The sequence below is a fragment of the Yersinia alsatica genome, assembly GCF_902170305.1.
Classification (GTDB): Bacteria; Pseudomonadota; Gammaproteobacteria; order Enterobacterales; family Enterobacteriaceae; genus Yersinia; species Yersinia alsatica.
This window is the reverse complement of sequence record NZ_CABHWW010000028.1, coordinates 17,394-38,657: the sequence shown is the minus strand read 5'-3', so window position 1 is coordinate 38,657 and position 21,264 is coordinate 17,394. Positions and strand designations below refer to the sequence as shown.

The following is a 21,264-nucleotide window of genomic DNA, read 5'->3' as shown; positions in this document are numbered from 1 at the left end:
ACACACAGAGACAATATCGTTTCGCTTGCAGTCGAAGTAGGAGAATACCCATGGCATCACCCAATATTTTGCTGTTACGCATCGATAACCGGCTGGTTCACGGCCAGGTTGGCGTGGCATGGTCCTCATCCCTGGGGGCAAACCTGTTATTAGTCGCCGACGACGGTGTCGCACAGGACAAACTTCAACAGCAAATAATGTCGATGACAGCTGAGTCTATGGGGCTGGGGATCCGTTTCTTCTCCATCCAAAAAACCATTGATGTCATTGGTAAAGCTTCTGCTGAACAGAAAATTTTTATCGTCTGCCGCACACCGGACGAAGCTCGCCGCTTGGTCGAAGGCGGGGTACCTATTCGCGATGTGAATGTCGGGAATATGCACTTTTCAGAAGGCAAACGCCCACTGACCAAAAAAGTGTATGTCGATGATAACGATCTGGCCAACCTGCATGCAATTCAACAGCATAACGTAAATGTCTTTATTCAGGACACACCGAGCGACGGCAAAGATAAAGTCCAGTAAATAGCCGCCGCATCAGGGTATAGCAATACGGTATGACGAAAACCGACAGTACCCTGCCCTACAACGCCTTTGGTGACGGAATTATTTATGCATGAAATAACAATGATGCAAGGTATTGGGCTGGCAATTATGGCCCTGATTGTCGGGATCGATTTCTGGCTGGAAGCGCTGTATATCTTCCGCCCGTTAATCGTCTGTACCTTAACGGGTGCTATTCTCGGTGATATCCAAACAGGTTTGATTACCGGTGCTTTAACTGAACTGGCCTTTACTGGCCTGACGCCAATTGGGGGTACTCAACCGCCAAACCCGGTGTTGGCGGGGATTATGACCACCGTTATCGCCCACAGTACCGGGGTTGATGCGAAAACAGCAATCGGACTCGGTCTGCCCTTTAGCTTCCTCATGCAATACATCATTCTGTTCTATTACTCAGCATTCTCCTTCTTTATGCAGAAAGCAGATTTGTATGCAGAAGAAGCGGATGGCGCGGCTCTCGGGCGGCTAAATTTGTTGTTAACCGCGATAGTGGCGGTGACTTACGCCGCCGTAACCTTCCTTTGTGCCTATGTCTCTCAGGGGGCGATGCAAAGTCTGGTGCGCTCAATGCCGGTGTGGTTAACCCACGGATTTGAAGTGGCGGGCGGCATCTTACCTGCAGTTGGTTTCGGCTTACTGTTGAAAGTTATGATGAAAACGCCGTTCACCCCTTTCTTTATCATTGGTTTCCTGTTTGTCACCTTTATACCGGTACAAAATCTGTTACCTGTCGCGCTACTGGGGACGGCTTTCGCTGTCTACGAATATTACAACCAACAGAAGAAAGCCGCCGCTGCTGCTGCACCTGAGGAGATGAATGATGGAATCTAACACCTTGCCCACTACCACAGATGCCAGCGCAGAACCGACCACCAAGTTGACACGCCGAGATATCACGCGGTTAGGTTTCCGTTCGGCACTGTTACAGGCCGGTTTTAACTACGAGCGGATGCAAGCCACCGGTTTTGCCAGCGCCCAAGTCCCACTGTTGAAGAAGATTTATGGCAATGACAAAGCTGCTCTGTCTGCTGCCATGAAAGACAATCTGGAGTTTATCAATACCAACACCAATGCCGTTGGTTTCCTGATGGGGTTACTGATTTCACTGGAGGAACGTCATGAAAGTCGCGACCTGATTAAGGGGCTGAAAGTGGCACTGTTCGGGCCACTGGCGGGTATTGGCGATGCTATTTTCTGGTTCACTCTGCTGCCGATTGTCGCCGGGGTTTGTGCCTCTTTTGCCAGTCAGGGCAGTGTGTTAGGGCCAATTATCTTCTTCGTTGTCTATCTGGCGCTATTTTTACTGCGCGTGGTGTGGACTCATCTGGGTTACACCTTGGGGGTAAAAGCCATTGATAAACTGCGGGCCAGTTCGGGGGCTATTTCCAGAGCAGCGACCATCCTCGGTGTGACCGTCGTTGGTGGGCTGATTGCTTCATATGTTCATATTACCGTAGCGGCGAAAGTCGCGGTGACGGCTGGTCATGAAGTCTCTATTCAAGAAGCTTTCTTTGACAAAGTCTTCCCTAATCTGCTGCCCATGGTTTACACCTTGCTGATGTATTACTTGCTGCGGGCCAAGAAAGTCAGCCCGGTAACACTCATTCTGGTGACATTTGTGTTGTCTATTGCCTTGTCATGGCTCGGCGTGTTGTAGCCCCCATCAGTATCAATCTTTAATGCGCTGGTAACTTGCCAGCGCTCAAGGACTTTCTATGATCAGCATAATCATCACCGGCCACGGGCGCTTTGCCAGTGGGTTATATAACGCCCTAGAGCAAATCATTGGCCCCCAACAACAAATTATTGCTATCGATTTTCCGGTCGGCATGAATACTCAACAGTTAGACCAAGCATTACAACAAGCACTGGATGCATTACCTGTGGAGCAGGGAGTCGTGTTCTTCACCGATTTACTGGGTGGTTCCCCTTTTCGCAGCGCTGTCCAATTGAGTGTGCAGCAACCTCAGTTTGAAGTTATTGCTGGCACCAATATGCAGATGCTGGCAGAAACAGTGTTAGATAGAGATGAAATCCCCACTGCGAGCGAGTTTGCCCAGCAAGCACTGGCTGCCGGGAGCAGAGGAATCGTTCATTTTGTGCTTGAGAGTGACACACCAGATAATGAGAGCAATGAGGAACCGGAAGGAATCTAGGAGTAACCCTCTGATATGTTGTGATTTCCCATTTTAAAGAAGGGCACTTCGCCCTTCTGCTCCATGAAAGCTGCAATAATCGAACCTGCAATATCCCTCTATAAACTCAGCCACTTTATTTGATGCGCCACTCTTAAGATTTCACCGCGATTAATGCAGTATTCAACTGTTGCACAGCCTGCTGCGGTGTCTGCTCTGGATGGGTAAAAAAGTAGTTCAGGACGTGGAAAAAAATCTCTTTAGTTTGGGCATCTGTCGCCATTGAATGCGCCATGCTCGGCAATAATTTGTCTGAGGCCTCCGCCTGACGGAATGCTTTGCCGGACTGTTGCGCACAGGAGTCAAAATCTTGCAAAGAAACATCCATACGGGCGGGGATCGAACCTTTTAATTTATTAAAAGTGACCTGAAACTGCTTATCCATCAAGACGTCAGCTAAATGGCGCTGCCCGGATACCATGACCGGATTACCATTCTGCTGCAAAATAGCAAAGCTGTCGGTGTTATAGATGAAGTAGCCCTGAGTCCCGGGAGCCAAGGCACACAGAAACTCTTTGCCGGGGTGGTCACCATCTTGCATCATCTCCCCTTTGGCCCAGTCGCCCATAATCATCATGGCTGCTTTGCCACTGCGCAGCATTTCTACCGATTCATGCCATGGCCGATTGGCAGCATCTGGATCGATATAACTTTTAATTTGGCGAAACTTTTCCAGCACCTGCACCATCTTCTCACTCGTGATAGCACTGCTGCGTTGCTCCATAAATACCTGACGGTAGAACTCCCCGCCCTCCATGCCTAGTAGGAGATTTTCAAACACCGTGGCGTCCTGCCATGCTTGCCCACCATGTGCTAAGGGGATGTAGCCAGCGGCTTGTAATTTGTCAGCGGCGGCAAAAAACTCATCCCATGTGGTGGGCACCGCGAGTTTCAATTTGGCGAAGGGTTTGGGGTTAATCCACATCCAATTGATACGATGTATATTTACCGGCACAGCAACATATTCACCACGGTATTTAATATTAGCCTCAATCGCCGGGGGTAAAACTTTATCCCATTCAACAGTTTGCTCCGGTGTATAAGGGCTGGAGAGAAAGCCTAATCTGGCCCACTCCTCTATGGCCTTACCTTCAAGCAGCGCTGCTCCGGGCGGATTGCCAGCAATAGCGCGAGTTTGCAGTACACTGTATGCGCTCTCTCCCGCGCCACCTGCAACAGCAAAATCTTGCCAGTTGTCTCCTTTTTCGGCCAATGCCTGTTTGACCGATTCAAGTGCGGCTTGCTCACTGGACGAGGTCCAATAATGCAGAACTTCAACGTTAGTGGCAGTGGCATGGGTCGCGACCGACAACAAGAAAATAAGAGATAGCGCCTTCAACATAGGTAATAGACTCAGTTATAACGTTGTAAACGGACTTCCACTATCAGGCCACTGCCGGGATGATTGCGTAATGTCACCTCGCCACCATGTGCTCTGGCAATGCTGCGCGAAATGGCAAGCCCCAACCCGCTGCCACGGTTATCTTGCTGTAAACGGTAGTAAGGTTTAAACACTTTCTCCCACTGATCCTCCGGGATCCCCGGACCAAAATCACGGATAAACAACATGATATAATCCCGATGATCTGACAAAGTTATCTCTACCTGCTGACCATAATTCAACCCATTTTCGACGATATTATTCAGCAGGCGCTTAATCGCCAGTGGGCGACCAAAAATGGGGCTGGCTTTGCCAGAAACACTGACATTGAGATAGGCATCCATCATTTTTCTTAGCAAATTCATGATATCGATGGATTCAAGATTCTCATGTAAATCAGTGTCTTTCATACTCTGTAGCGCGCCTTTAACCATCATTTCCAGGTCAGCAACATCCTGCTCGAACTTTTTCCCCAATCTTTCATCTTCCAGCATTTCTACCCGCAAGCGCAGCCGAGTAAGCGGCGTTTTCAAGTCATGGCTGATCGCGGTAAACAGCATCTCCCGATTATGCAGATAAGCCCTTAGGCGGCTTTGCATTTGATTGAAAGAACGGGTTGCCGTCACTAACTCTGCACTGCCTTCCTCCGGCAATGGCTCGCTGTCCAATGAGCTGTTAAGTTCAAGCGCACCATGGGCTAACCGCGCCAAAGGTTTCAGTTCACGGCGAATCAGCCACCAAGTGAAAAGTAGCACCAACAGCAAGCTACACAGCGTAAAACCAACCTGACGTAAGCTAAATAGCGGGCTTTCTAACTGATCGTAAGGGGGCGGCAGAGGAGCGGCGAGAAATAGCCATTCATTGGCATTTAGTTGTAATTGAATAACCAATACCGGCGCATCTTTATGGGAGGTGGTGATGCCAAAACGCGCCCATGCCGGAGGCAGATTTTCCACCAGAACCCCGGCATTAAATACTTTAAGTTGATCCGCGGGGGTCAGAGAGATGATTGCCGCTTGTCGCTCTCCTAATTGTGTCCGCAGTTCCTGTTTTGCCTGTGAGACTATCGTTCTGGCGGTTTGGCTATCCAGCAGTTGTACTTCGTCCAATACATGATTATTGATTGAAATAAAAAACTGAGAACCCCCGAGTGCCAGTTGCTGCTGCAATACCAAATGGCGGTAATTGTGCGGCAGAGAAGACATAAAGTTGTAGCTGGTCAGCATCCCTTGCACCAACCCTTTAATGGTACTTTCCAGGCTAGCCTGATTACGCAGACTGAACTGACGATACCAAATGGATCCGGAAATACTTTCAGCTAACAGCAGTGCAATCACCAACATGCATAGCATGCGGCTCAGTAGTGAACGAGGCCAAAGTGGCCGGAACATATCTTGTAGCCAGCGAACATAACGACCCGCATCAATATTCACGAGTCACATCGCAACACAGCATGTAACCCTGATTGCGCAGGGTGCGCAGTAGCAGGCGCTGGCTATCTTGCAGGCGCTGACGTAACCGGCTGATTTGTACATCAATCCCACGCTCTAAAGGGTTATTTTCCCGCCGACGAGTGATTTCAGAAATCTGGTCCCTATCGAGGATCTGGTTAGGATGACGTAAAAATAGCGAGAGCAACGTAAATTCAATTCCGGATAGCGGTTCACTCTGTTTATGTGGATCAATAAGCTCTCGCCGGACTAAATCCAGTTTCCAGCCGTTAAAACACAAAAAACGTGCTTCAGTACCGGGGCTTTGCACGATTTGATTGCGACGTAATAACGCCTTAACTCGCGCCAACAACTCACGAGCACTGAAGGGTTTAGCCAGATAGTCATCAGCTCCCAGCTCCAACCCAATTACTTTGTCACTTTCATCAGACGCCGCAGTCAGCATGATGATCGGCACCGCCGATACTTGCCGCGCTTTACGGCAAAGCGTGAAGCCGTCATCCCCCGGCAGCATGACATCCAAAATCACTAAATCCACAGACTCTTGCTTCAACGTGGTCAGCAAGTGTTCACCGTCAGGTAGCGAAAGCACACGAAAATTCGCCTTGGTGAAGTATTCCGTCAGCAAGCTGCGGATCTCTTCGTCATCATCAATTACAAGCAAAGTATGAGGGGACATAATGGCGCAGACCTGAATAAACGAGCGTCGCTGATAGGCAAGCAGTGTACCGCTATAACTCTGTTGGCAGCTATATGCTGCGCGGTATTAACTGCATTCTGAGAGCAGCTTCAAAACTATTGATCTGCGGTTTCGGTTATATAAAATTCAATGCGCGTTGCTTCGCACATTTGCGGCTAAAACGATTCAACCAAAGAGCTTTGTTGCTTTTTAAGCAACAGTGTTATGCATTATTGTGCATTTTTCTCTGGTACTGAAACCGTTAGCATACTCAGCATTCTGAGTTAGGTAGTTTCAAAACTCCCGCGTCAAAAGGATTATATTAATGAGTAACGTACTAATTATTAATGCAATGAAAGAGTTTGCGCATTCCAAAGGTCTGCTAAATCTCACTCTCACTAATGTAGCTGCTGATTTTCTTCAGGAAAACGGCCATCAGGTTAAAATCACGACTGTTGACCAAGGTTATGATATTGAAAGTGAAATTGAAAACTATCTGTGGGCTGATACGGTTATTTATCAAATGCCGGGTTGGTGGATGGGTGAACCTTGGATTTTGAAAAAATATATTGATGAAGTCTTCACCTATGGCCATGGTCGCTTGTACCAAAGCGATGGTCGTACCCGCTCCGATGCCACCAAAGGTTACGGCTCCGGCGGTTTGATTCAGGGTAAAACCTATATGCTTTCAGTGACCTGGAATGCCCCTGTAGAAGCCTTTACTGATCCAAAGCAGTTCTTCGAAGGTGTCGGTGTTGATGGCGTTTATCTGCATTTCCATAAAGCCAATCAATTCCTTGGCATGAAGCCATTGCCAACATTTATGTGTAATGATGTGATTAAACAACCTGATATTGAAGGTGATATTAGCCGTTATCGTCAGCATCTGGCTGAAAACTTTAACAATCAGGCGGTTTGATTTCACACCACCACAAGCTGCGTTATCACATAAGTTGGGACAATAATGATTACTGTTTTTGCCGAGATAAAAGTTAAACCGGGCCGCCGCCAGGCGGTATTGCAGGCCATTGAGAAGCTACAACCTGCCGTGCTGGCAGAAGAGGGCTGCGGTGGCTACGCCCCAATGATTGATGTGCCGACCCAGCTTGACTGGCAAAAGAAGTCGCCAGATTCTATCTTCATGATGGAAAAGTGGCAGAGTGTTCAGCATCTGGAGCAACATTTGCAGATGGAACATATGCATCAGCATCGTGAAGTAGTTAAAGACGATGTGCTGGATGTCGTGATTTATATTCTAGATAACGCTTAGTCTGCTTTGTTGAAGTTGCAGTACCTGCGCTGCAACTTCACTTAATTGAGCGAGGGCGAGATTACAGCGGGTTAGCGGCTATCTTTAAGCCAATGGCTCGTCTTGATCTGCTCACTGACATAATCCAGAAAACAGGTAATTCGCGCCGCAAGCTGGGTATTACGATAGTAAACCGCATTGATTGGCTGCCAAGTTTCCAGAATTTGATCGGCCATGACCTCGACTAAACGCCCGGTCAATTGATCTTCTCGGGTCATAAAATCAGATAACTCGACTATTCCCTCGCCCTGCAAAGCCAGTAAGCGCAGTGTTTCACCACTGGATGCCGCTAAATTAGGCGTGATTGACGAACGCCCGCCCGGCAAGTGGGGCAGTGACCACTGGTTAAGAAACTCCGGCTGAGTAAACCCAAGCAAGCTGTGATTTGCCAGTTCATCAATGGTATGAGGGGTGCCGTGGCGTTGTAGATAATCAGGGCTGGCAAGGATGCGTACGCGGCTGGCTCCGAGCAAACGGGCATGGATAGTCGAGTCACGCAGCGCGCCGATACGAATAGCGATATCGGTGCGTTGTTCGAGTAAATCGATATTGAGGTCGTCGGTATTCAGCTCAAGAATAATTTGCGGGTATAACGCGCGAAAACCGCTGATCATCGGCACAATCACATGCTGCATAAAAGGTGCCGCCGCATTGACACGCAGCCGCCCGGCAGGTTTTAAGCGCCGCAGGGCAATTTGTTCTTCGGCATCATCCACAGCACCCAAAATCTGCCGCGCATGGCTGAGGAACAACTCTCCCTCTTCTGTTAGCTCTAATCGCCGGGTGGTACGGCGCAACAATGTTGTAGCGAGCTTTTGTTCCAGCCGGCTCAAGGCGCGGCTGATACCCGATGTTGTCTGGCTGCGCTGTTCCGCAGCCGCCGTAATTGAGCCGCAGTCAACGACCGAGGTAAAAGCCTGCAACTCTTCTAACGTCACTTTCATCGATCAAACCTCGATTTCAGCGGTATCCCCTTTCTCTTGCAGCCAATTGCGGCGATCTTCGGAGCGTTTTTTCGCCAATAGCATATCCATCATTGCCATGGTCTTATCAATATCATCATCACCGATAGTCAACTGCACTAAGCGGCGAGTGTTCGGGTCCAAGGTGGTTTCACGTAACTGCAACGGGTTCATTTCGCCCAGCCCTTTAAAGCGCTGCACATTTGGCTTACCGCGCTTGCGTTTTAGTTGCTCCAGAACACCGGCTTTCTCTTCTTCATCCAGGGCATAAAACACTTCTTTGCCCAAATCGATGCGGTATAACGGCGGCATTGCTACATAAACGTGGCCATTGCGCACCAGAGCACGGAAGTGGCGCACAAACAGCGCGCACAGCAGCGTCGCAATGTGTAAGCCATCGGAGTCCGCATCCGCAAGGATACAAATTTTACCGTAACGTAATTGGCTTAAATCTTCGCTGTCGGGATCAATACCAATAGCGACTGAAATATCATGAACTTCCTGTGAGGCGAGGACTTCATCTGAAGAGACTTCCCAAGTATTCAGGATTTTCCCTTTTAGCGGCATGATCGCTTGATATTCACGGTCGCGCGCCTGCTTGGCAGAACCGCCTGCGGAGTCCCCTTCCACCAGAAACAGCTCCGTCATGCTCAAGTCTTGCGAAGTACAATCAGCCAGCTTGCCGGGTAATGCCGGGCCGCTAGTCAGTTTCTTACGCACCACTTTTTTGGCGGCCCGCATGCGGCGTTGGGCGCTGGAAATAGCCAGCTCAGCCAACTGTTCTGCGGCTTGCACGTTCTGATTCAGCCACAGGCTAAAAGCATCTTTTACCACGCCAGACACAAAAGCCGCGCACTGACGTGAGGAGAGTCGCTCTTTGGTCTGGCCGGCAAATTGTGGGTCCTGCATTTTTACTGACAATACGTAAGCACAGCGCTCCCAGATATCGTCCGCCGAGAGTTTGACGCCGCGTGGCAAGATATTGCGGTATTCACAAAACTCGCGCATGGCATCAAGCAAGCCCTGACGTAAACCATTAACGTGGGTGCCGCCCTGCATAGTTGGAATCAGGTTAACGTAACTTTCAGTCAGCAGCTCGCCGCCTTCCGGTAACCATAATAGCGCCCAGTCGATAGCTTCGGTATCACCGGCAAAAGAGCCAACAAACGGCACTTCTGGCAGTGTAATCAAGCCATTCACCGCTTCCATCAGATAGTCGGTCAGGCCATCGGCATAGCACCAACGCTGCTCGGTATTATTCACCTGATCTTTAAAGACGATTTCTACGCCCGGGCACAGTACTGCTTTAGCTTTCAGCAAATGCGACAAGCGGGACACAGAGAAACGCGGGCTGTCGAAGAAAGAAACATCTGGCCAGAAATGCACGCTGGTGCCGGTATTACGTTTACCGCAGGTGCCAATGACCTGTAAATCCTGCACTTTATCGCCATTTTCAAAAGCGATACTGTAGATTTGGCTATCACGACGTACGGTAACTTCTACCCGCTTGGATAAGGCATTAACAACTGAAATACCGACGCCGTGTAAACCACCAGAAAACTGATAGTTTTTATTAGAGAATTTGCCGCCTGCATGTAAACGACACAAAATCAGTTCAACCGCAGGAACACCTTCTTCTGGATGGATATCAACCGGCATCCCACGGCCATCATCAATCACCTCAAGTGATTGATCGGCATGCAAGATCACGTCAATGCGGCGAGCATGTCCTGCCAGAGCCTCATCGACGCTGTTATCAATCACCTCTTGACCAAGGTGGTTTGGTCGCGTGGTATCCGTGTACATTCCCGGACGACGACGCACTGGTTCTAAACCGCTGAGTACTTCAATGGCATCAGCGTTATAGCTGGATTCAGTCATGGTTTGATTAATATTCGGCTAATGGTTGGAAGGCTAGACATGCCCGACAGACCATCATGGCCTGCGGTACAATACCCACTGTTTGGGTGGAGCTTAAACCACCAGATATCAAGCGGTTGCTAGCCCTAAAAAAGTCACAATCGGGGAGAAATAATGATCAAAGCCAACAAAGGCGTGATTCCCACCTGATTCTACTGTTTGCCGACAAGGGGTGTAATAGGCAACCGCTTGACGGTAGTCGAGGATCTCATCCCCGGTTTGCTGCAATAACCAGAGTAAATCCGGTGATGCCAGCTTTTCAATCTGCATGGCTTTCAGATCATAAATATGTCGAGACTCTAACACATATTGTTGCCCGGTGTAGGGGTTCTCATTCTCGCCCAGATAATCGTTGAGCAGCTCAAATGGACGCACTGCCGGGTTAACAACCACCGCAGGAATACTAAAACGCTGGGAAAGCCAGGTGGCAAAATAACCGCCAAGGGAGGAGCCAACAATACCAATAGATTGCCCGGCTTTATCCATCACAATGCTCTCCAGCATTTCTGCTGCCTCCGCCGGATAAGGCGGTAATTGTGGGGTCAGCATCTCAATGTGAGGATGGTGCTCCTGCAACCAGCTTTTAAACGTGGTGGCTTTCGCTGAGCGGGGGGAGCTATTAAAGCCGTGAATATATAGAAGCGTACTCATCAATAACCATCCGAGTCCATGTCCGGGCAGAACTCATCACTGGCTAACCGACGAACCTCAGTTTCAAGTATTCCATCAGGCAGTAAATCGAGATAGCGCCATCCCGGGGCCACAGTATCAAGCGTAAAATTAGTACAGTGTGGTTTGAACTGCACACAAGTAGAAGGGCTGGCGAGCAAGCGCTTACCATACCAATCGAGATCCAAGTCCTGATGAATATGGCCGCACAGCAAAGTGGTAACTCGCGGATAGCGCGTCAGCACCGCCGCGAGCATATGGGCATTACGCAGGCTGTGCTGATCGAGCCAGGTACAACCAGACGGCATTGGATGATGGTGCAATAATACCAAGGTATAGCGTTCTGGATGTGCCACCAGACAACGCTCCATCCACTCCAACTGATAGTCACTCAGTTCACCGTAAGGAACACCAAAAACTTGGCTGTCTAATAGCAGAATTTGCCAATGCTCACCGACCAGAACATGCTTTGAAGGCGCAATACTCGCATCCGCCAAGGCATCAACCATAGCGGGTTGAAAATCATGATTACCGGGGAGCCATACACAAGGTGCAGGCAAGCGTGAGATGCCCTTCGCAAAATTCTGATAAGCAGCAACAGAATGATCCTGAGCCAAATCACCGGTCGCAACAATGAGATCAAATGGGCGCTGTTCAGCAATAATCGCATCCAACACAGCGCGATAGCTGCGGGATGTGTTTACACCCAGCAAGGTCTCATGTTCCCCCGCAAAGAGGTGGGTATCTGTTATTTGTAAAATTCTGGCCTTGGCCCCACTTGCCATAGGCAGTTTAAACAGGCTTTCCAAATGGTGTCCTTGTTTTTGCACCCTTCCCAACCAGATTTATCAGGTATCTTTACCCTCTGTCGGTCAGGCTATAAGTCTGTCTAACAAACCGGAACTGCCACTGCTCCATGCGCCAAACAATAGCGCAACCAGTCAGCAAGAAACTGGTTAATTTGATGCTTTTCGTCCCGCTGATGCAACTTTTTATTCGGATAATCATAACTTGCTTTGAAGCGGGAGATCTGCTGACTGGCACACACTTCCGCGACCTGCGCATCATGATAGAGCCGCACCACCATAGAAGGCAGGCTCCAGTGACTGACAGCGGGTTCAGTCTGAACTATCTCAACGACAGAAGTGTAGCGGGTCGATTCAATAATTGTCAGTTGATAACTGGCGCCATTAACCTGATAAGCCACGCTTTCACCCACTTCATCGACGCGCGGTATCAAACGACGCAATTGCGCGAAATTAGTTTCGCATACTCGCATCATTTCAGGAAAATCAGGGGTGTAGCGCTTAACCATTATTATGCTCGCTTTTTTTACGACTGCCATTCTTCTCTCAGGGACTGATGGTGCAACGCCAACCATTGTAATGCAATGATCGAAGCTGCGTTATCAATAGCACCTTCTTCAACCCAACGACAAGCCTGCTCGCGGCTGACAACATGAACCCGAATATCTTCATTTTCATCCGCCAGCCCATGAATACCACTCGCGGTAGTTGCATCGACTTCACCCACCATAATGGATAAACGCTCACTGGTCCCACCAGGACTGGCCAGATAACTGAGCACCGGCTTACAGCGGCCAATATGAATTCCCGCCTCTTCCTCAGCCTCACGACGCGCCACGTCTTCGACACTTTCGCCGTCTTCAATCATCCCGGCTATCATCTCTAATAACCAAGGTGATGGGCTGCTGTCAATGGCGGCAATCCGCAACTGTTCTATCAGCACGACTTCATCTCGCACCGGGTCATAAGCTAATAACACCGCAGCATGACCGCGCTCAAAAATTTCGCGTTTAACCTCCCCACTCATTTCGCCATTAAACAGACGATGGCGAAACCGGTACAAATTCAGTGAAAAAAAGCCACGGTACAGTGTTTCACGTGCAATAATTTCCACATCATTCTTGTCGAAGGTCACCGGTGAGGGCTTTGCTGAAGATGGTGCTGATGTCATTGGATGCTCTCCTTACTTAAGTATCTAGCCTGAATTGTGATTTTTGATGACACCTAAATGACATCATACAAGGCCGATAACGGTGCAATCATACTTTTATTAGTCATGCTTTTTTATTAAAAGTATCACCACGTCATGGACTTCACGCCATATCCTGACAGACTTAACGCAGGCTACAAGATTTTAAAATAACAGGCATCATTAGTTGATAAAAATCGGCTAGTAGATAGAAATGAGTTTGCGAGCTGAGATTGGCGGTTTTATCGCGGTGGCTTGATAAGCGATAGTTTGATAATAGATTATTTGATAAACATAGCGCGAGACAGATTAGTTGTCTGAATACTCATTTAGGTTTGTGATAGATTTAAGTAAATTTAGGCGAGATGGCACAATCAGCCACCTTATCCCATTGGCAGACTCTGATAGAATCGGCAACAATTCGTCTATCGACAGCTACCATAGTAATATTGCCGCACAACTGCTGCACAACAAGGACTGCAAATGAAGAAACTGCTCCCCCTTCTTATCGGGCTGAGTCTGGCTGGTTTCAGTACCATGAGCCAGGCAGAGAACTTGCTGCAAGTTTATAAGCAAGCCAGGGATAGTAACCCGGATTTACGCAAATCAGCGGCTGACCGCGATGCTGCATATGAAAAGATTAATGAAGCTCGCAGCCCGCTGTTACCACAGCTTGGTTTAGGCGCAGGTTATACCCATACCAATGGTTTCCGTGATGCTTCTGATAGCCCTGATAGCAATGCGACGTCAGGCTCACTGCAACTGACCCAAACTATTTTCGACATGTCCAAATGGCGTGCGCTGACCTTACAAGAAAAAGCCGCAGGTATTCAGGATGTTACGTTCCAGACCAGTGAACAACAACTGATTCTGGACACAGCAACAGCTTATTTTGCCGTCCTGAACGCCATTGATACTCTGTCTTATACTGAAGCACAGAAGCAGTCTGTCTATCGCCAGTTAGACCAAACAACCCAGCGTTTTAATGTGGGTTTAGTCGCCATCACTGACGTACAGAACGCCCGTGCCAGCTACGATACAGTATTAGCGGATGAAGTAACTGCCCGTAATAACCTGGATAATGCGCTGGAAAATCTGCGCCAGATTACCGGTGTTTATTACCCTGAGCTGGCATCACTGAATGTGGACCGTTTGAAAACTGAACGCCCGCAAGCCGTCAATAACCTGTTGAAAGATGCTGAAAAACGTAACCTTTCGTTGCTTTCTGCCCGTTTGAGCCAAGATTTGGCGCGTGAGCAGATTAAATCAGCAGAAACTGGTTATATGCCAACTATCGATTTGACTGCATCATCTTCAATCACCAATACCCGTTACAGCGGTGGTACACCAAGCACTCAACAGGTGAACAATGATGCGGGTCAGAACAAAATTGGCGTGCAACTGAGCTTACCGTTGTACAGCGGTGGGGCGACCAATTCTGCGGTAAAACAAGCACAGTATAATTTTGTTGGGGCCAGTGAGCAGCTAGAAAGTGCCCACCGTAGTGTGGTGCAAACCGTACGTTCCTCATTCAATAACATCTCAGCCTCAATCAGCAGTATTAAGGCTTATGAGCAGGTCGTCATTTCTAACCAAAGCTCATTGGATGCAATGGAAGCCGGTTACCAAGTGGGGACTCGTACCATTCTGGATGTGTTGACTGCAACAACCAACTTGTATCAGTCGAAGCAGCAACTCGCCAATGCGCGTTATACCTATTTGATTAATCAGTTAAATATCAAATCTGCATTGGGTACGCTGAACATGAACGACCTAATGGCGCTGAATGGTGTACTGGATAAACCAGTCCCAACTTCAGCCACCAGCCTGGCGCCGGATAATGCTAACCAGAATGCTTATGCTGATGGTACTGGCACTCAGTCAGCACCACGTGCCACTACAGTGAGTCAGCCGACTACCGCAGCGACACGTAACGGTAATCCATTCCGTAACTGATTTTTAGTGATTTAAACTCTCCGGGCGCAGTCTCAAAAAGCTGCGCCCGACTTATTTTCCCCGATTCCATCATGCTGCTACCCAGCATTTTTCAGCAATGAAAAAAGCGCGGTAACCCCCAGCTTTTCGTATAACTTTGTAAAGTCTCCTCCTCACTGTCCCTCACGCTTTAATTTCATACACATTTCCCCTATTCTTAGGGCACTTACTGGGAATGGGCATTGAACGCCCGGAAATGAGACAAATAATGATGAAACGGACTCAAAACATCAATCAAGAGACTTTCCGTAAATCCTGGCGCAGTTACCGCCTTGCGCCAGTAGCTTTAGCCGTCAGTGCCGTATTTATGCTGGCTGGCTGCGAAAAAACCGATGAAACCGTCTCTTTGTACCAAAATGCTGACGATTGCTCTCAAGCAAATCCATCAAAGAGCGCGGAATGCACCACCGCTTACAATACCGCGTTGCAGGAAGCGGCTAAAACAGCCCCTAAATATGCGACTCGTGAAGACTGTGTTGCTGAATTTGGTGAGTCACAATGTACTCAGGCTCCAGCTCAAGCGGGCATGGTGCCTACATCGTCATCTTCTTCTGAAACCACAGCAGCAGCACCACAGCAAAGTGGCAGTATGTGGATGCCATTAATGGCCGGTTATATGATGGGCCGGATGATGGGCGGCGGAGCAAGCCAGCCATTATTCACCTCTAAAGCCCCAAATAGCCCAGCCAATGGCAAGTTTGTCGATGCGACCGGTAAAAACTTTGGTTCAGCGACCACTGGCCGCACCATGACGGTACCGAGAACCGCCATGGCACCGAAACCTGCTGTGACAAATACCATCACCCGCGGTGGTTTTGGTGAGTCAGTAGCTAAGCAATCTTCTATGCAACGCAGTGCAGCAACATCATCTAAAACCAGCACGCGCAGCATGGGTGGCTAAGGTCTGATTAATGAAACGTTTAGCGATTAGCGAACGCCCGGACTGGCGCGAAAAAGCCACCGAATTCGGTTTCCGTTTCCACACCATGTATGGCGAGCCGTACTGGTGTGAAGATGCCTATTACGAATTCACTCTGGCACAAATTGAAGAGCTGGAAGATACCACCGCAGAATTGCATCAAATGTGCCTGCAGGTGGTTGAGAAAGTGGTCAATAGCGACCAACTGATGGCAAAATTCCGCATTCCTAAGCATTGCTGGGATTTTGTCCGCAGCTCGTGGCGAACCAACCAGCCATCGCTCTATTCCCGGCTTGATCTGGCCTATGACGGTGTGAACCCAGCAAAATTACTGGAAAACAATGCGGATACCCCAACCTCATTGTATGAAGCCGCCTTTTTCCAATGGTTATGGTTGGAAGACCAGATCAACGCAGGCAATTTAAGTCAGGATTCTGACCAGTACAACAGCATGCAAGAAAAGCTGATTGAGCGTTTTGCTGACTTGCGTGATAACCATGGTTTTAGTCTGCTGCATCTGGCCTGCTGTCAGGACAGTGAAGAAGATCGCGGCACCGTGCAATATCTGCAAGATTGCGCACTGGAAGCCGGTCTGCCGACTGAATTCATGTTTATGGAAGAGATCGGTTTAGGAGAAAAAGGGCAATTTACCGACCTGGATAATCAGGTTATCAGTAATTTGTTCAAGCTTTATCCGTGGGAGTTTATGTTCCGCGAAATGTTCTCCACAAAGTTGGAAGATGCCGGCGTACGTTGGCTGGAACCAGCATGGAAGAGCATTATATCCAATAAAGCATTGCTCCCTTTGCTGTGGGAAATGTTCCCTAATCACCCTAATCTGTTACCTGCTTATTTTGCTGAAGATGACCATCCTGCGATGGATCATTATGTCACCAAGCCGCTATTCTCGCGGGAAGGTGCCAATATTCAGATAGTAGAAAACGGCAAAGAAGTGGCACGGGTTGATGGGCCATACGGCGAGGAAGGCATGATTGTTCAGCAATTCCATCCATTGCCTAAGTTTGGCGACAGCTATACGTTGATTGGCAGTTGGCTGGTTAACGATCAACCCTGTGGTATTGGTTTGCGTGAAGATCGCGAACTGATCACCCAAGATCTATCGCGTTTTTACCCCCATATCATTTTAGGGTAAAAGCACGCCATTAAAGTAAGGGAAAGCTTCGGCTTTCCCTTAACATTTCTAGCACGTTGCTTTTATTGTTCGGTGACTGGTGGGATTACTGCCCCAATAGCTCAACGTAGCACTCGAGGGGACCGATAGCTAGGCAGCAAGAGAGTGAATCCCGCTGAGCTGACTCAAGTCAGGGATTCGGGTGAAAGAGCGTAGCTAACAACGCTATAACGTCAAGGGCGCAGGGTATTTAGCCGACTTGTACCGACAACATACTCAACGACCCCATCTCAATCCCATCTGTCGGAATAGAAATCGGCTCTTTACCATCCCAGCTTCCCAAGACATATAACAGTGGCAAATAATGCTCGGGTGACGGATTAGATAACGCGGCCCCTTCATGCTGCATAAAGTTGACCAATGGGTGATTATCACCTTGATAACTCAGGTTATCTCGTACAAATTGGTTGAAGGACTCTGCCCATGGATACGGGCTACTTTCCCCTTGCCATCTGACCATACGCAAGTTGTGCACCACGTTACCGCTGGCGACAATCATCACGCCCTGCTCACGTAGCACCGCCAGTTTACGGCCTAATTCATAGTGATATTCTGCCGGTTGCGTGCCATCGATACTCAGTTGCACAACAGGAATATCAGCCTCAGGATACATCTTAATCAATACCCCCCAGCTCCCGTGGTCCAATCCCCATTCGCTGGTATCGGCTCGCACGGCAATCGGTGCCAGCAATTGCTGAATTTGCGCCGCCAGTGCCGGGGAACCCGGTGCCGGATACTCGGTATCAAACAGTGCCTGTGGGAACCCACCAAAGTCGTGAATAGTCCGCGGTTTCTCCATAGCGGTTACTGCGGTTCCAGGAGTATACCAGTGGGCAGAGATCGCCAAAATCGCCTTAGGGCGTGGTAATGACTCACCCAGCGCACGCCATGCCTGAGTATAACTGTTTTCTTCCAGCACGTTCATCGGGCTACCGTGGCCGAGAAACAGTGCAGGCATACGAGAGGTGTTCATAAAAAATCCTTACTGTTAATAAAAAGGGTGGCGTTAAACCATAAGCAGTAGATTACGCGCTTTTTTTTCATTACACAGCCGGATAACAATGATGAAGATATTCAATAAATTTGAATGGATAAAATAGGAGGGAAAATACGTTGAAGATACTTTAGTGATGGAAAATAACCGGGCGGCGACCTATTCAAGAGAATAGTGGCAACCCGGCCTGTAAACCACTTTATCGGCTGGCAATATCAGCAGATATCGCCATCAGAAATCAGCTGGCTTTTTTGGCTTGGGACTGAAGATACTCAGCTAAGTCATCAATTGTCACGACTGGCATATCATGCAATTTGGCGAACTCAATCACTTCTGGCGCATGTGCCATGCTGCCATCATCATTGGTCAGTTCACACAATACACCGGCAGGTTTGAAGCCAGCCAGTGTGGCTAAATCGATGGATGCTTCGGTGTGACCACGGCGAGATAATACGCCACCCGGTTGACCGCGTAATGGGAATACGTGGCCTGGACGATTAAGGTCAGCAGGTTTAGCGTTATCAGCAATTGCAGCACGGATAGTCGTCAGACGGTCAGCAGCAGAAACCCCAGTTGTCACGCCTTTAGCCGCTTCAATTGTCACGGTAAATGCAGTTTGGAACTGGCTGGAGTTATGGGAAACCATCATTGGCAAATCAAGCTGTTGGCGGCGTTCGTCAGTGATACACAGACACACAATGCCACTGCCGTGGCGGATAGTCAGTGCCATTTGCTCAACAGTCATTGCTTCAGCGGCAAAAACCATATCGCCTTCGTTTTCACGACTTTCGTCATCCAACACCATAACACCACGGCCATTACGCAGAGCGTCGATAGCACGTTCTACACGCTCAACAGGCGTGCCAAAATCTGATAAAAGGGTCTGATTCATGGTAAGAAACCTCATTAAAATTATGGATTACCAGAATCAGGGCGGTCTTGAGGAGTAATTGGCCAATTTTTCTATATCAATTTCTCTATATCAATAGAAATAGCCGAAATAACGCAAGCGAGCCATAGGCCCGGCAAATACCGTTACTCTCTCCCATCCGGACTATAACCGTCGGCCCCGGAATTACACCGGGTCTGCTGACCTCTACCCCGCTCTCTTTAACCAGAGAAACAGCGTGAGCGCTCGCGGGCTTTTGCACCACGACACAGGAATGCCGCAACACAATTTACCGCCGGTGGGGACTTGCACCCCGCCCTGAGAATAAGCTCTATGACTATAGCGCTATTGATTCGTTGGAGCAATTACCAAAATGGTGATGTGCGGAGGTTTATACAATTAGCATCAGGCATTACACTAGAGGAGGTAACTACACATCTAATTAGGGAAACACCATGATTGACCCGAAAAAAATTGAACAAATCGCCCGCCAGGTGCATGAGTCTATGCCGAAAGGTATTCGCGAATTCGGGGACGATGTCGAAAAGAAAATCCGGATGGTGCTGCAATCGCAGTTAACCCGCCTGGATTTGGTTAATCGTGAAGAGTTCGACGTGCAAACTCAGGTATTGCTGCGCACCAGAGAAAAGCTGGCTTTATTGGAACAACGGATGGGCGAGCTGGAAGCCAAATTCAACAGTGCGCCAGTTGCTGTTGATACTCCTCAAGCTGTCGACGACAAAACGGGCGAGTAATATGCCCCGTTATGACTAGGGCGCCCTGTGGCGCCCTTTGTTTAGTGCTGTATCACTGATACCCGCGTTCGCGACATTAATATCCATAACAGCGCAAACATCAGTAAGGCGTATAAGCTTTTCCAGCCAATCATGACCAGTAATACACAGCACAGAATACTGCCAATTACTGACATCACCCGCGAGCGCCCACTTAGCAAGCGAATCCCTGCCAACATGCACAACAAATAGATCAGTACGAAAATACCGTTGGCATAAACAATGAGTATATCCAAGGGCAAAGATAGCCAGTAAATCAGCAGCGTGAAGGCCAGGCAGCTACCGACTACCGCGGTGAGAGCATTCACCGGTGTTTTCCCGGCAGAGAGCTGCGCCAACTTACTTTGCGGGCGAACCTGAGCTTGCGACCACACCATGCGAGCAAAGCTTTGGGTATAAATATTCACACTGGCAAAGCAGGCTAAATAACCAATGATGCAGGCGACCCACAGCGCATGCGCACCAAACAATTGAACCACAATCCCCGGTAATGAAGCTGCAGCGGCTTGTTGCTCGCCATAGGCATGGAAATGCAGCACAGCCACGGTACATCCCCAGTAAACGGCACCAGCAACCAGTAGCCCAACCATGAGGGCGCGGGGGAAATCACGTTCAGGATGACGAAATTCTGTTGCCAGATGCGCGAAAGCTTCCAACCCAACAAAGCACCAGAACATCACAGCCAGCGCACTGAACATATTGGGTGGGGAAATATCGTGTAATGCCGGCCAAGGTATCTGTGATGGGTGAATATCCCCCTGCCACCAAATTGCCACCACCAGCGCGATCACCAGCAAGGCAATCAAAGTTTGCACATTGGCACTGGAGCCAGCACTACGGGTTCCCAACAACCAGATGACCAGCAAAGTCACCAATTGCACCATCAAGAGCCCGGTGTCACTCCAGCCAAATGTCGCTTGCCAAAAACCGGCAGCAATTTGTAGAGCAGCCGGTAACCCCACCGGGATCACCGATAAAAATAGCCAGCCGGTCACTTTCCCAAGCTTAGGTCCAAAGGCCATAGTGACGAAATGTGCAGCGCCACCCGCACTGGGGAAGTGACGGCCTAAAGCGGCAAAAGCGATAGCAATAGGGAAAACCAGCACAATCAACACCGGCCAGGCCCACAGACTGTCGTCACCTGCCAGCATTGCCGCCAACGCGGGGACGGCAAAGACACCGGTTCCCAGCAGTGAGGTGGATAGCAACCCGACGCCTTGTGCCAGGCTTAACTCCTGTTTTAGTCCCACTTCACCGCCTTTTTCTATACCTAATCTATAATACCCAAAGTCATTGGAGTGGCAGGTAGGCAGCAAGCAAACACATCCCGATGAGCTTACTCAAGTAAGTGATTCGG

22 protein-coding genes and 1 riboswitch are annotated in these 21,264 nt (G+C 49.0%); of the genes, 10 read left to right on the top strand and 12 right to left on the bottom strand.

The window, feature by feature from the left end; all coding sequences use genetic code 11:
* Positions 1–50 precede the first annotated feature (50 nt).
* The 4 genes from agaB to agaF all read left to right on the top strand — a co-directional run bounded on the left by agaB (position 51) and on the right by agaF (position 2,719).
* Positions 51–524 carry a PTS galactosamine transporter subunit IIB gene (gene agaB / locus FTA96_RS17360; protein ID WP_004390117.1) on the top strand — a complete coding sequence of 158 codons (474 nt, stop codon included), beginning with the start codon at positions 51–53 and terminating at the stop codon, positions 522–524.
* Positions 525–611: 87 nt separating this feature from the next.
* Positions 612–1,394 (top strand): PTS galactosamine transporter subunit IIC, encoded by a 783-nt coding sequence (gene agaC / locus FTA96_RS17355; RefSeq protein ID WP_050108601.1) that lies wholly within the window; start codon positions 612–614, stop codon positions 1,392–1,394.
* On the top strand, positions 1,384–2,220 hold the full coding sequence (gene agaD, locus FTA96_RS17350) for a PTS galactosamine transporter subunit IID (protein ID WP_050108603.1): 837 nt from the start codon (positions 1,384–1,386) through the stop codon (positions 2,218–2,220). Before agaC ends, agaD begins: the two co-directional genes overlap by 11 nt.
* 58 nt (positions 2,221–2,278) lie before the next feature.
* Positions 2,279–2,719: a PTS galactosamine/N-acetylgalactosamine transporter subunit IIA gene (gene agaF, locus FTA96_RS17345; RefSeq protein ID WP_145574407.1), complete on the top strand. Its 441-nt coding sequence runs from the start codon at positions 2,279–2,281 to the stop codon at positions 2,717–2,719.
* A 133-nt stretch (positions 2,720–2,852) separates the two neighbouring features.
* Here agaF and FTA96_RS17340 read toward each other — a convergent pair whose 3' ends face one another.
* From FTA96_RS17340 to FTA96_RS17330, 3 genes are read right to left on the bottom strand one after another with little or no spacing between them, the layout of a single operon-like run.
* The gene (locus FTA96_RS17340; protein ID WP_145574405.1) at positions 2,853–4,100 is read right to left on the bottom strand and encodes an ABC transporter substrate-binding protein; all 1,248 of its coding nucleotides are present in this window, start codon (positions 4,098–4,100) and stop codon (positions 2,853–2,855) included.
* A gap of 11 nt (positions 4,101–4,111) precedes the next feature.
* Entirely contained in the window at positions 4,112–5,572 is a 1,461-nt protein-coding gene (locus FTA96_RS17335; protein WP_235897514.1) for an ATP-binding protein, read from the bottom strand.
* Positions 5,562–6,269, bottom strand: coding sequence for a response regulator (locus tag FTA96_RS17330; protein ID WP_050108609.1), 708 nt, complete (start codon positions 6,267–6,269; stop codon positions 5,562–5,564). Before FTA96_RS17330 ends, FTA96_RS17335 begins: the two co-directional genes overlap by 11 nt.
* A gap of 325 nt (positions 6,270–6,594) precedes the next feature.
* Between FTA96_RS17330 and FTA96_RS17325 the strand changes: the two genes are divergently transcribed.
* Both FTA96_RS17325 and FTA96_RS17320 read left to right on the top strand, forming a co-directional pair.
* Positions 6,595–7,188 carry an NAD(P)H-dependent oxidoreductase gene (locus FTA96_RS17325; RefSeq protein WP_050108611.1) on the top strand — a complete coding sequence of 198 codons (594 nt, stop codon included), beginning with the start codon at positions 6,595–6,597 and terminating at the stop codon, positions 7,186–7,188.
* A gap of 45 nt (positions 7,189–7,233) precedes the next feature.
* On the top strand, positions 7,234–7,539 hold the full coding sequence (locus FTA96_RS17320) for a putative quinol monooxygenase (RefSeq protein WP_050108613.1): 306 nt from the start codon (positions 7,234–7,236) through the stop codon (positions 7,537–7,539).
* Between the two features lie 71 nt (positions 7,540–7,610).
* Here FTA96_RS17320 and FTA96_RS17315 read toward each other — a convergent pair whose 3' ends face one another.
* The 6 genes from FTA96_RS17315 to nudF all read right to left on the bottom strand — a co-directional run bounded on the left by FTA96_RS17315 (position 7,611) and on the right by nudF (position 13,106).
* The gene (locus FTA96_RS17315; RefSeq protein WP_050108615.1) at positions 7,611–8,522 is read right to left on the bottom strand and encodes a LysR family transcriptional regulator; all 912 of its coding nucleotides are present in this window, start codon (positions 8,520–8,522) and stop codon (positions 7,611–7,613) included.
* 3 nt (positions 8,523–8,525) lie between these two features.
* Complete coding sequence (gene parE / locus FTA96_RS17310; RefSeq protein WP_050077094.1) at positions 8,526–10,421, bottom strand: DNA topoisomerase IV subunit B; 1,896 nt, start codon at positions 10,419–10,421, stop codon at positions 8,526–8,528.
* A gap of 108 nt (positions 10,422–10,529) precedes the next feature.
* Positions 10,530–11,111, bottom strand: coding sequence for an esterase YqiA (gene yqiA, locus FTA96_RS17305; protein WP_050108617.1), 582 nt, complete (start codon positions 11,109–11,111; stop codon positions 10,530–10,532).
* Positions 11,111–11,938, bottom strand: a complete 828-nt coding sequence (gene cpdA / locus FTA96_RS17300) for a 3',5'-cyclic-AMP phosphodiesterase (RefSeq protein ID WP_050108619.1) — start codon at positions 11,936–11,938, stop codon at positions 11,111–11,113. The genes yqiA and cpdA overlap by 1 nt, the downstream gene beginning before the upstream one ends.
* Before the next feature lie 80 nt (positions 11,939–12,018).
* Complete coding sequence (locus tag FTA96_RS17295; RefSeq protein ID WP_050108621.1) at positions 12,019–12,444, bottom strand: DUF1249 family protein; 426 nt, start codon at positions 12,442–12,444, stop codon at positions 12,019–12,021.
* A gap of 17 nt (positions 12,445–12,461) precedes the next feature.
* On the bottom strand, positions 12,462–13,106 hold the full coding sequence (nudF, locus tag FTA96_RS17290; protein WP_050108623.1) for an ADP-ribose diphosphatase: 645 nt from the start codon (positions 13,104–13,106) through the stop codon (positions 12,462–12,464).
* Positions 13,107–13,607: 501 nt separating this feature from the next.
* On the opposite strand from nudF, the gene tolC reads away from it, so the two are divergent.
* From tolC to FTA96_RS17275, 3 genes are all read left to right on the top strand, one after another.
* Positions 13,608–15,080, top strand: a complete 1,473-nt coding sequence (gene tolC, locus FTA96_RS17285) for an outer membrane channel protein TolC (protein WP_050108624.1) — start codon at positions 13,608–13,610, stop codon at positions 15,078–15,080.
* A gap of 250 nt (positions 15,081–15,330) precedes the next feature.
* Positions 15,331–16,020 (top strand): DUF1190 family protein, encoded by a 690-nt coding sequence (locus FTA96_RS17280; protein WP_050108739.1) that lies wholly within the window; start codon positions 15,331–15,333, stop codon positions 16,018–16,020.
* Positions 16,021–16,030: 10 nt separating this feature from the next.
* A complete protein-coding gene (locus FTA96_RS17275; RefSeq protein WP_050108630.1) occupies positions 16,031–17,191 on the top strand; it encodes a glutathionylspermidine synthase family protein in 1,161 nt (386 codons plus the stop codon).
* Positions 17,192–17,420: 229 nt separating this feature from the next.
* Here the strand turns inward: FTA96_RS17275 and ygiD are convergent, their stop codons facing one another.
* Positions 17,421–18,203 carry a 4,5-DOPA-extradiol-dioxygenase gene (gene ygiD / locus FTA96_RS17270; RefSeq protein ID WP_145505099.1) on the bottom strand — a complete coding sequence of 261 codons (783 nt, stop codon included), beginning with the start codon at positions 18,201–18,203 and terminating at the stop codon, positions 17,421–17,423.
* Positions 18,204–18,462: 259 nt separating this feature from the next.
* A complete protein-coding gene (ribB, locus tag FTA96_RS17265; RefSeq protein ID WP_050108635.1) occupies positions 18,463–19,116 on the bottom strand; it encodes a 3,4-dihydroxy-2-butanone-4-phosphate synthase in 654 nt (217 codons plus the stop codon).
* A 141-nt stretch (positions 19,117–19,257) separates the two neighbouring features.
* Positions 19,258–19,443, bottom strand: a riboswitch (FMN riboswitch).
* 125 nt (positions 19,444–19,568) lie between these two features.
* Here ribB and ubiK point away from each other — a divergent pair.
* Positions 19,569–19,868 carry a ubiquinone biosynthesis accessory factor UbiK gene (ubiK, locus tag FTA96_RS17260; protein WP_050123354.1) on the top strand — a complete coding sequence of 100 codons (300 nt, stop codon included), beginning with the start codon at positions 19,569–19,571 and terminating at the stop codon, positions 19,866–19,868.
* Positions 19,869–19,909: 41 nt separating this feature from the next.
* Here the strand turns inward: ubiK and yjeH are convergent, their stop codons facing one another.
* Positions 19,910–21,157, bottom strand: a complete 1,248-nt coding sequence (yjeH, locus tag FTA96_RS17255) for an L-methionine/branched-chain amino acid transporter (RefSeq protein ID WP_050145763.1) — start codon at positions 21,155–21,157, stop codon at positions 19,910–19,912.
* Positions 21,158–21,264 lie beyond the last annotated feature (107 nt).

What these genes read in the sequence shown, in the direction of transcription:
- FTA96_RS17340 (WP_145574405.1), bottom strand. Translation starts at nt 4,100, where the DNA reads ATGTTGAAGGCGCTATCTCTTATTTTCTTGTTGTCGGTCGCGACCCAT.
- ygiD (WP_145505099.1), bottom strand. Translation starts at nt 18,203, where the DNA reads ATGAACACCTCTCGTATGCCTGCACTGTTTCTCGGCCACGGTAGCCCG.
- FTA96_RS17325 (WP_050108611.1), top strand. Translation starts at nt 6,595, where the DNA reads ATGAGTAACGTACTAATTATTAATGCAATGAAAGAGTTTGCGCATTCC.
- agaF (WP_145574407.1), top strand. Translation starts at nt 2,279, where the DNA reads ATGATCAGCATAATCATCACCGGCCACGGGCGCTTTGCCAGTGGGTTA.
- FTA96_RS17295 (WP_050108621.1), bottom strand. Translation starts at nt 12,444, where the DNA reads ATGGTTAAGCGCTACACCCCTGATTTTCCTGAAATGATGCGAGTATGC.
- agaC (WP_050108601.1), top strand. Translation starts at nt 612, where the DNA reads ATGCATGAAATAACAATGATGCAAGGTATTGGGCTGGCAATTATGGCC.
- FTA96_RS17280 (WP_050108739.1), top strand. Translation starts at nt 15,331, where the DNA reads ATGAAACGGACTCAAAACATCAATCAAGAGACTTTCCGTAAATCCTGG.
- ubiK (WP_050123354.1), top strand. Translation starts at nt 19,569, where the DNA reads ATGATTGACCCGAAAAAAATTGAACAAATCGCCCGCCAGGTGCATGAG.
- FTA96_RS17320 (WP_050108613.1), top strand. Translation starts at nt 7,234, where the DNA reads ATGATTACTGTTTTTGCCGAGATAAAAGTTAAACCGGGCCGCCGCCAG.
- tolC (WP_050108624.1), top strand. Translation starts at nt 13,608, where the DNA reads ATGAAGAAACTGCTCCCCCTTCTTATCGGGCTGAGTCTGGCTGGTTTC.
- FTA96_RS17275 (WP_050108630.1), top strand. Translation starts at nt 16,031, where the DNA reads ATGAAACGTTTAGCGATTAGCGAACGCCCGGACTGGCGCGAAAAAGCC.
- agaD (WP_050108603.1), top strand. Translation starts at nt 1,384, where the DNA reads ATGGAATCTAACACCTTGCCCACTACCACAGATGCCAGCGCAGAACCG.
- agaB (WP_004390117.1), top strand. Translation starts at nt 51, where the DNA reads ATGGCATCACCCAATATTTTGCTGTTACGCATCGATAACCGGCTGGTT.
- FTA96_RS17315 (WP_050108615.1), bottom strand. Translation starts at nt 8,522, where the DNA reads ATGAAAGTGACGTTAGAAGAGTTGCAGGCTTTTACCTCGGTCGTTGAC.
- FTA96_RS17330 (WP_050108609.1), bottom strand. Translation starts at nt 6,269, where the DNA reads ATGTCCCCTCATACTTTGCTTGTAATTGATGATGACGAAGAGATCCGC.
- ribB (WP_050108635.1), bottom strand. Translation starts at nt 19,116, where the DNA reads ATGAATCAGACCCTTTTATCAGATTTTGGCACGCCTGTTGAGCGTGTA.
- yqiA (WP_050108617.1), bottom strand. Translation starts at nt 11,111, where the DNA reads ATGAGTACGCTTCTATATATTCACGGCTTTAATAGCTCCCCCCGCTCA.
- parE (WP_050077094.1), bottom strand. Translation starts at nt 10,421, where the DNA reads ATGACTGAATCCAGCTATAACGCTGATGCCATTGAAGTACTCAGCGGT.
- nudF (WP_050108623.1), bottom strand. Translation starts at nt 13,106, where the DNA reads ATGACATCAGCACCATCTTCAGCAAAGCCCTCACCGGTGACCTTCGAC.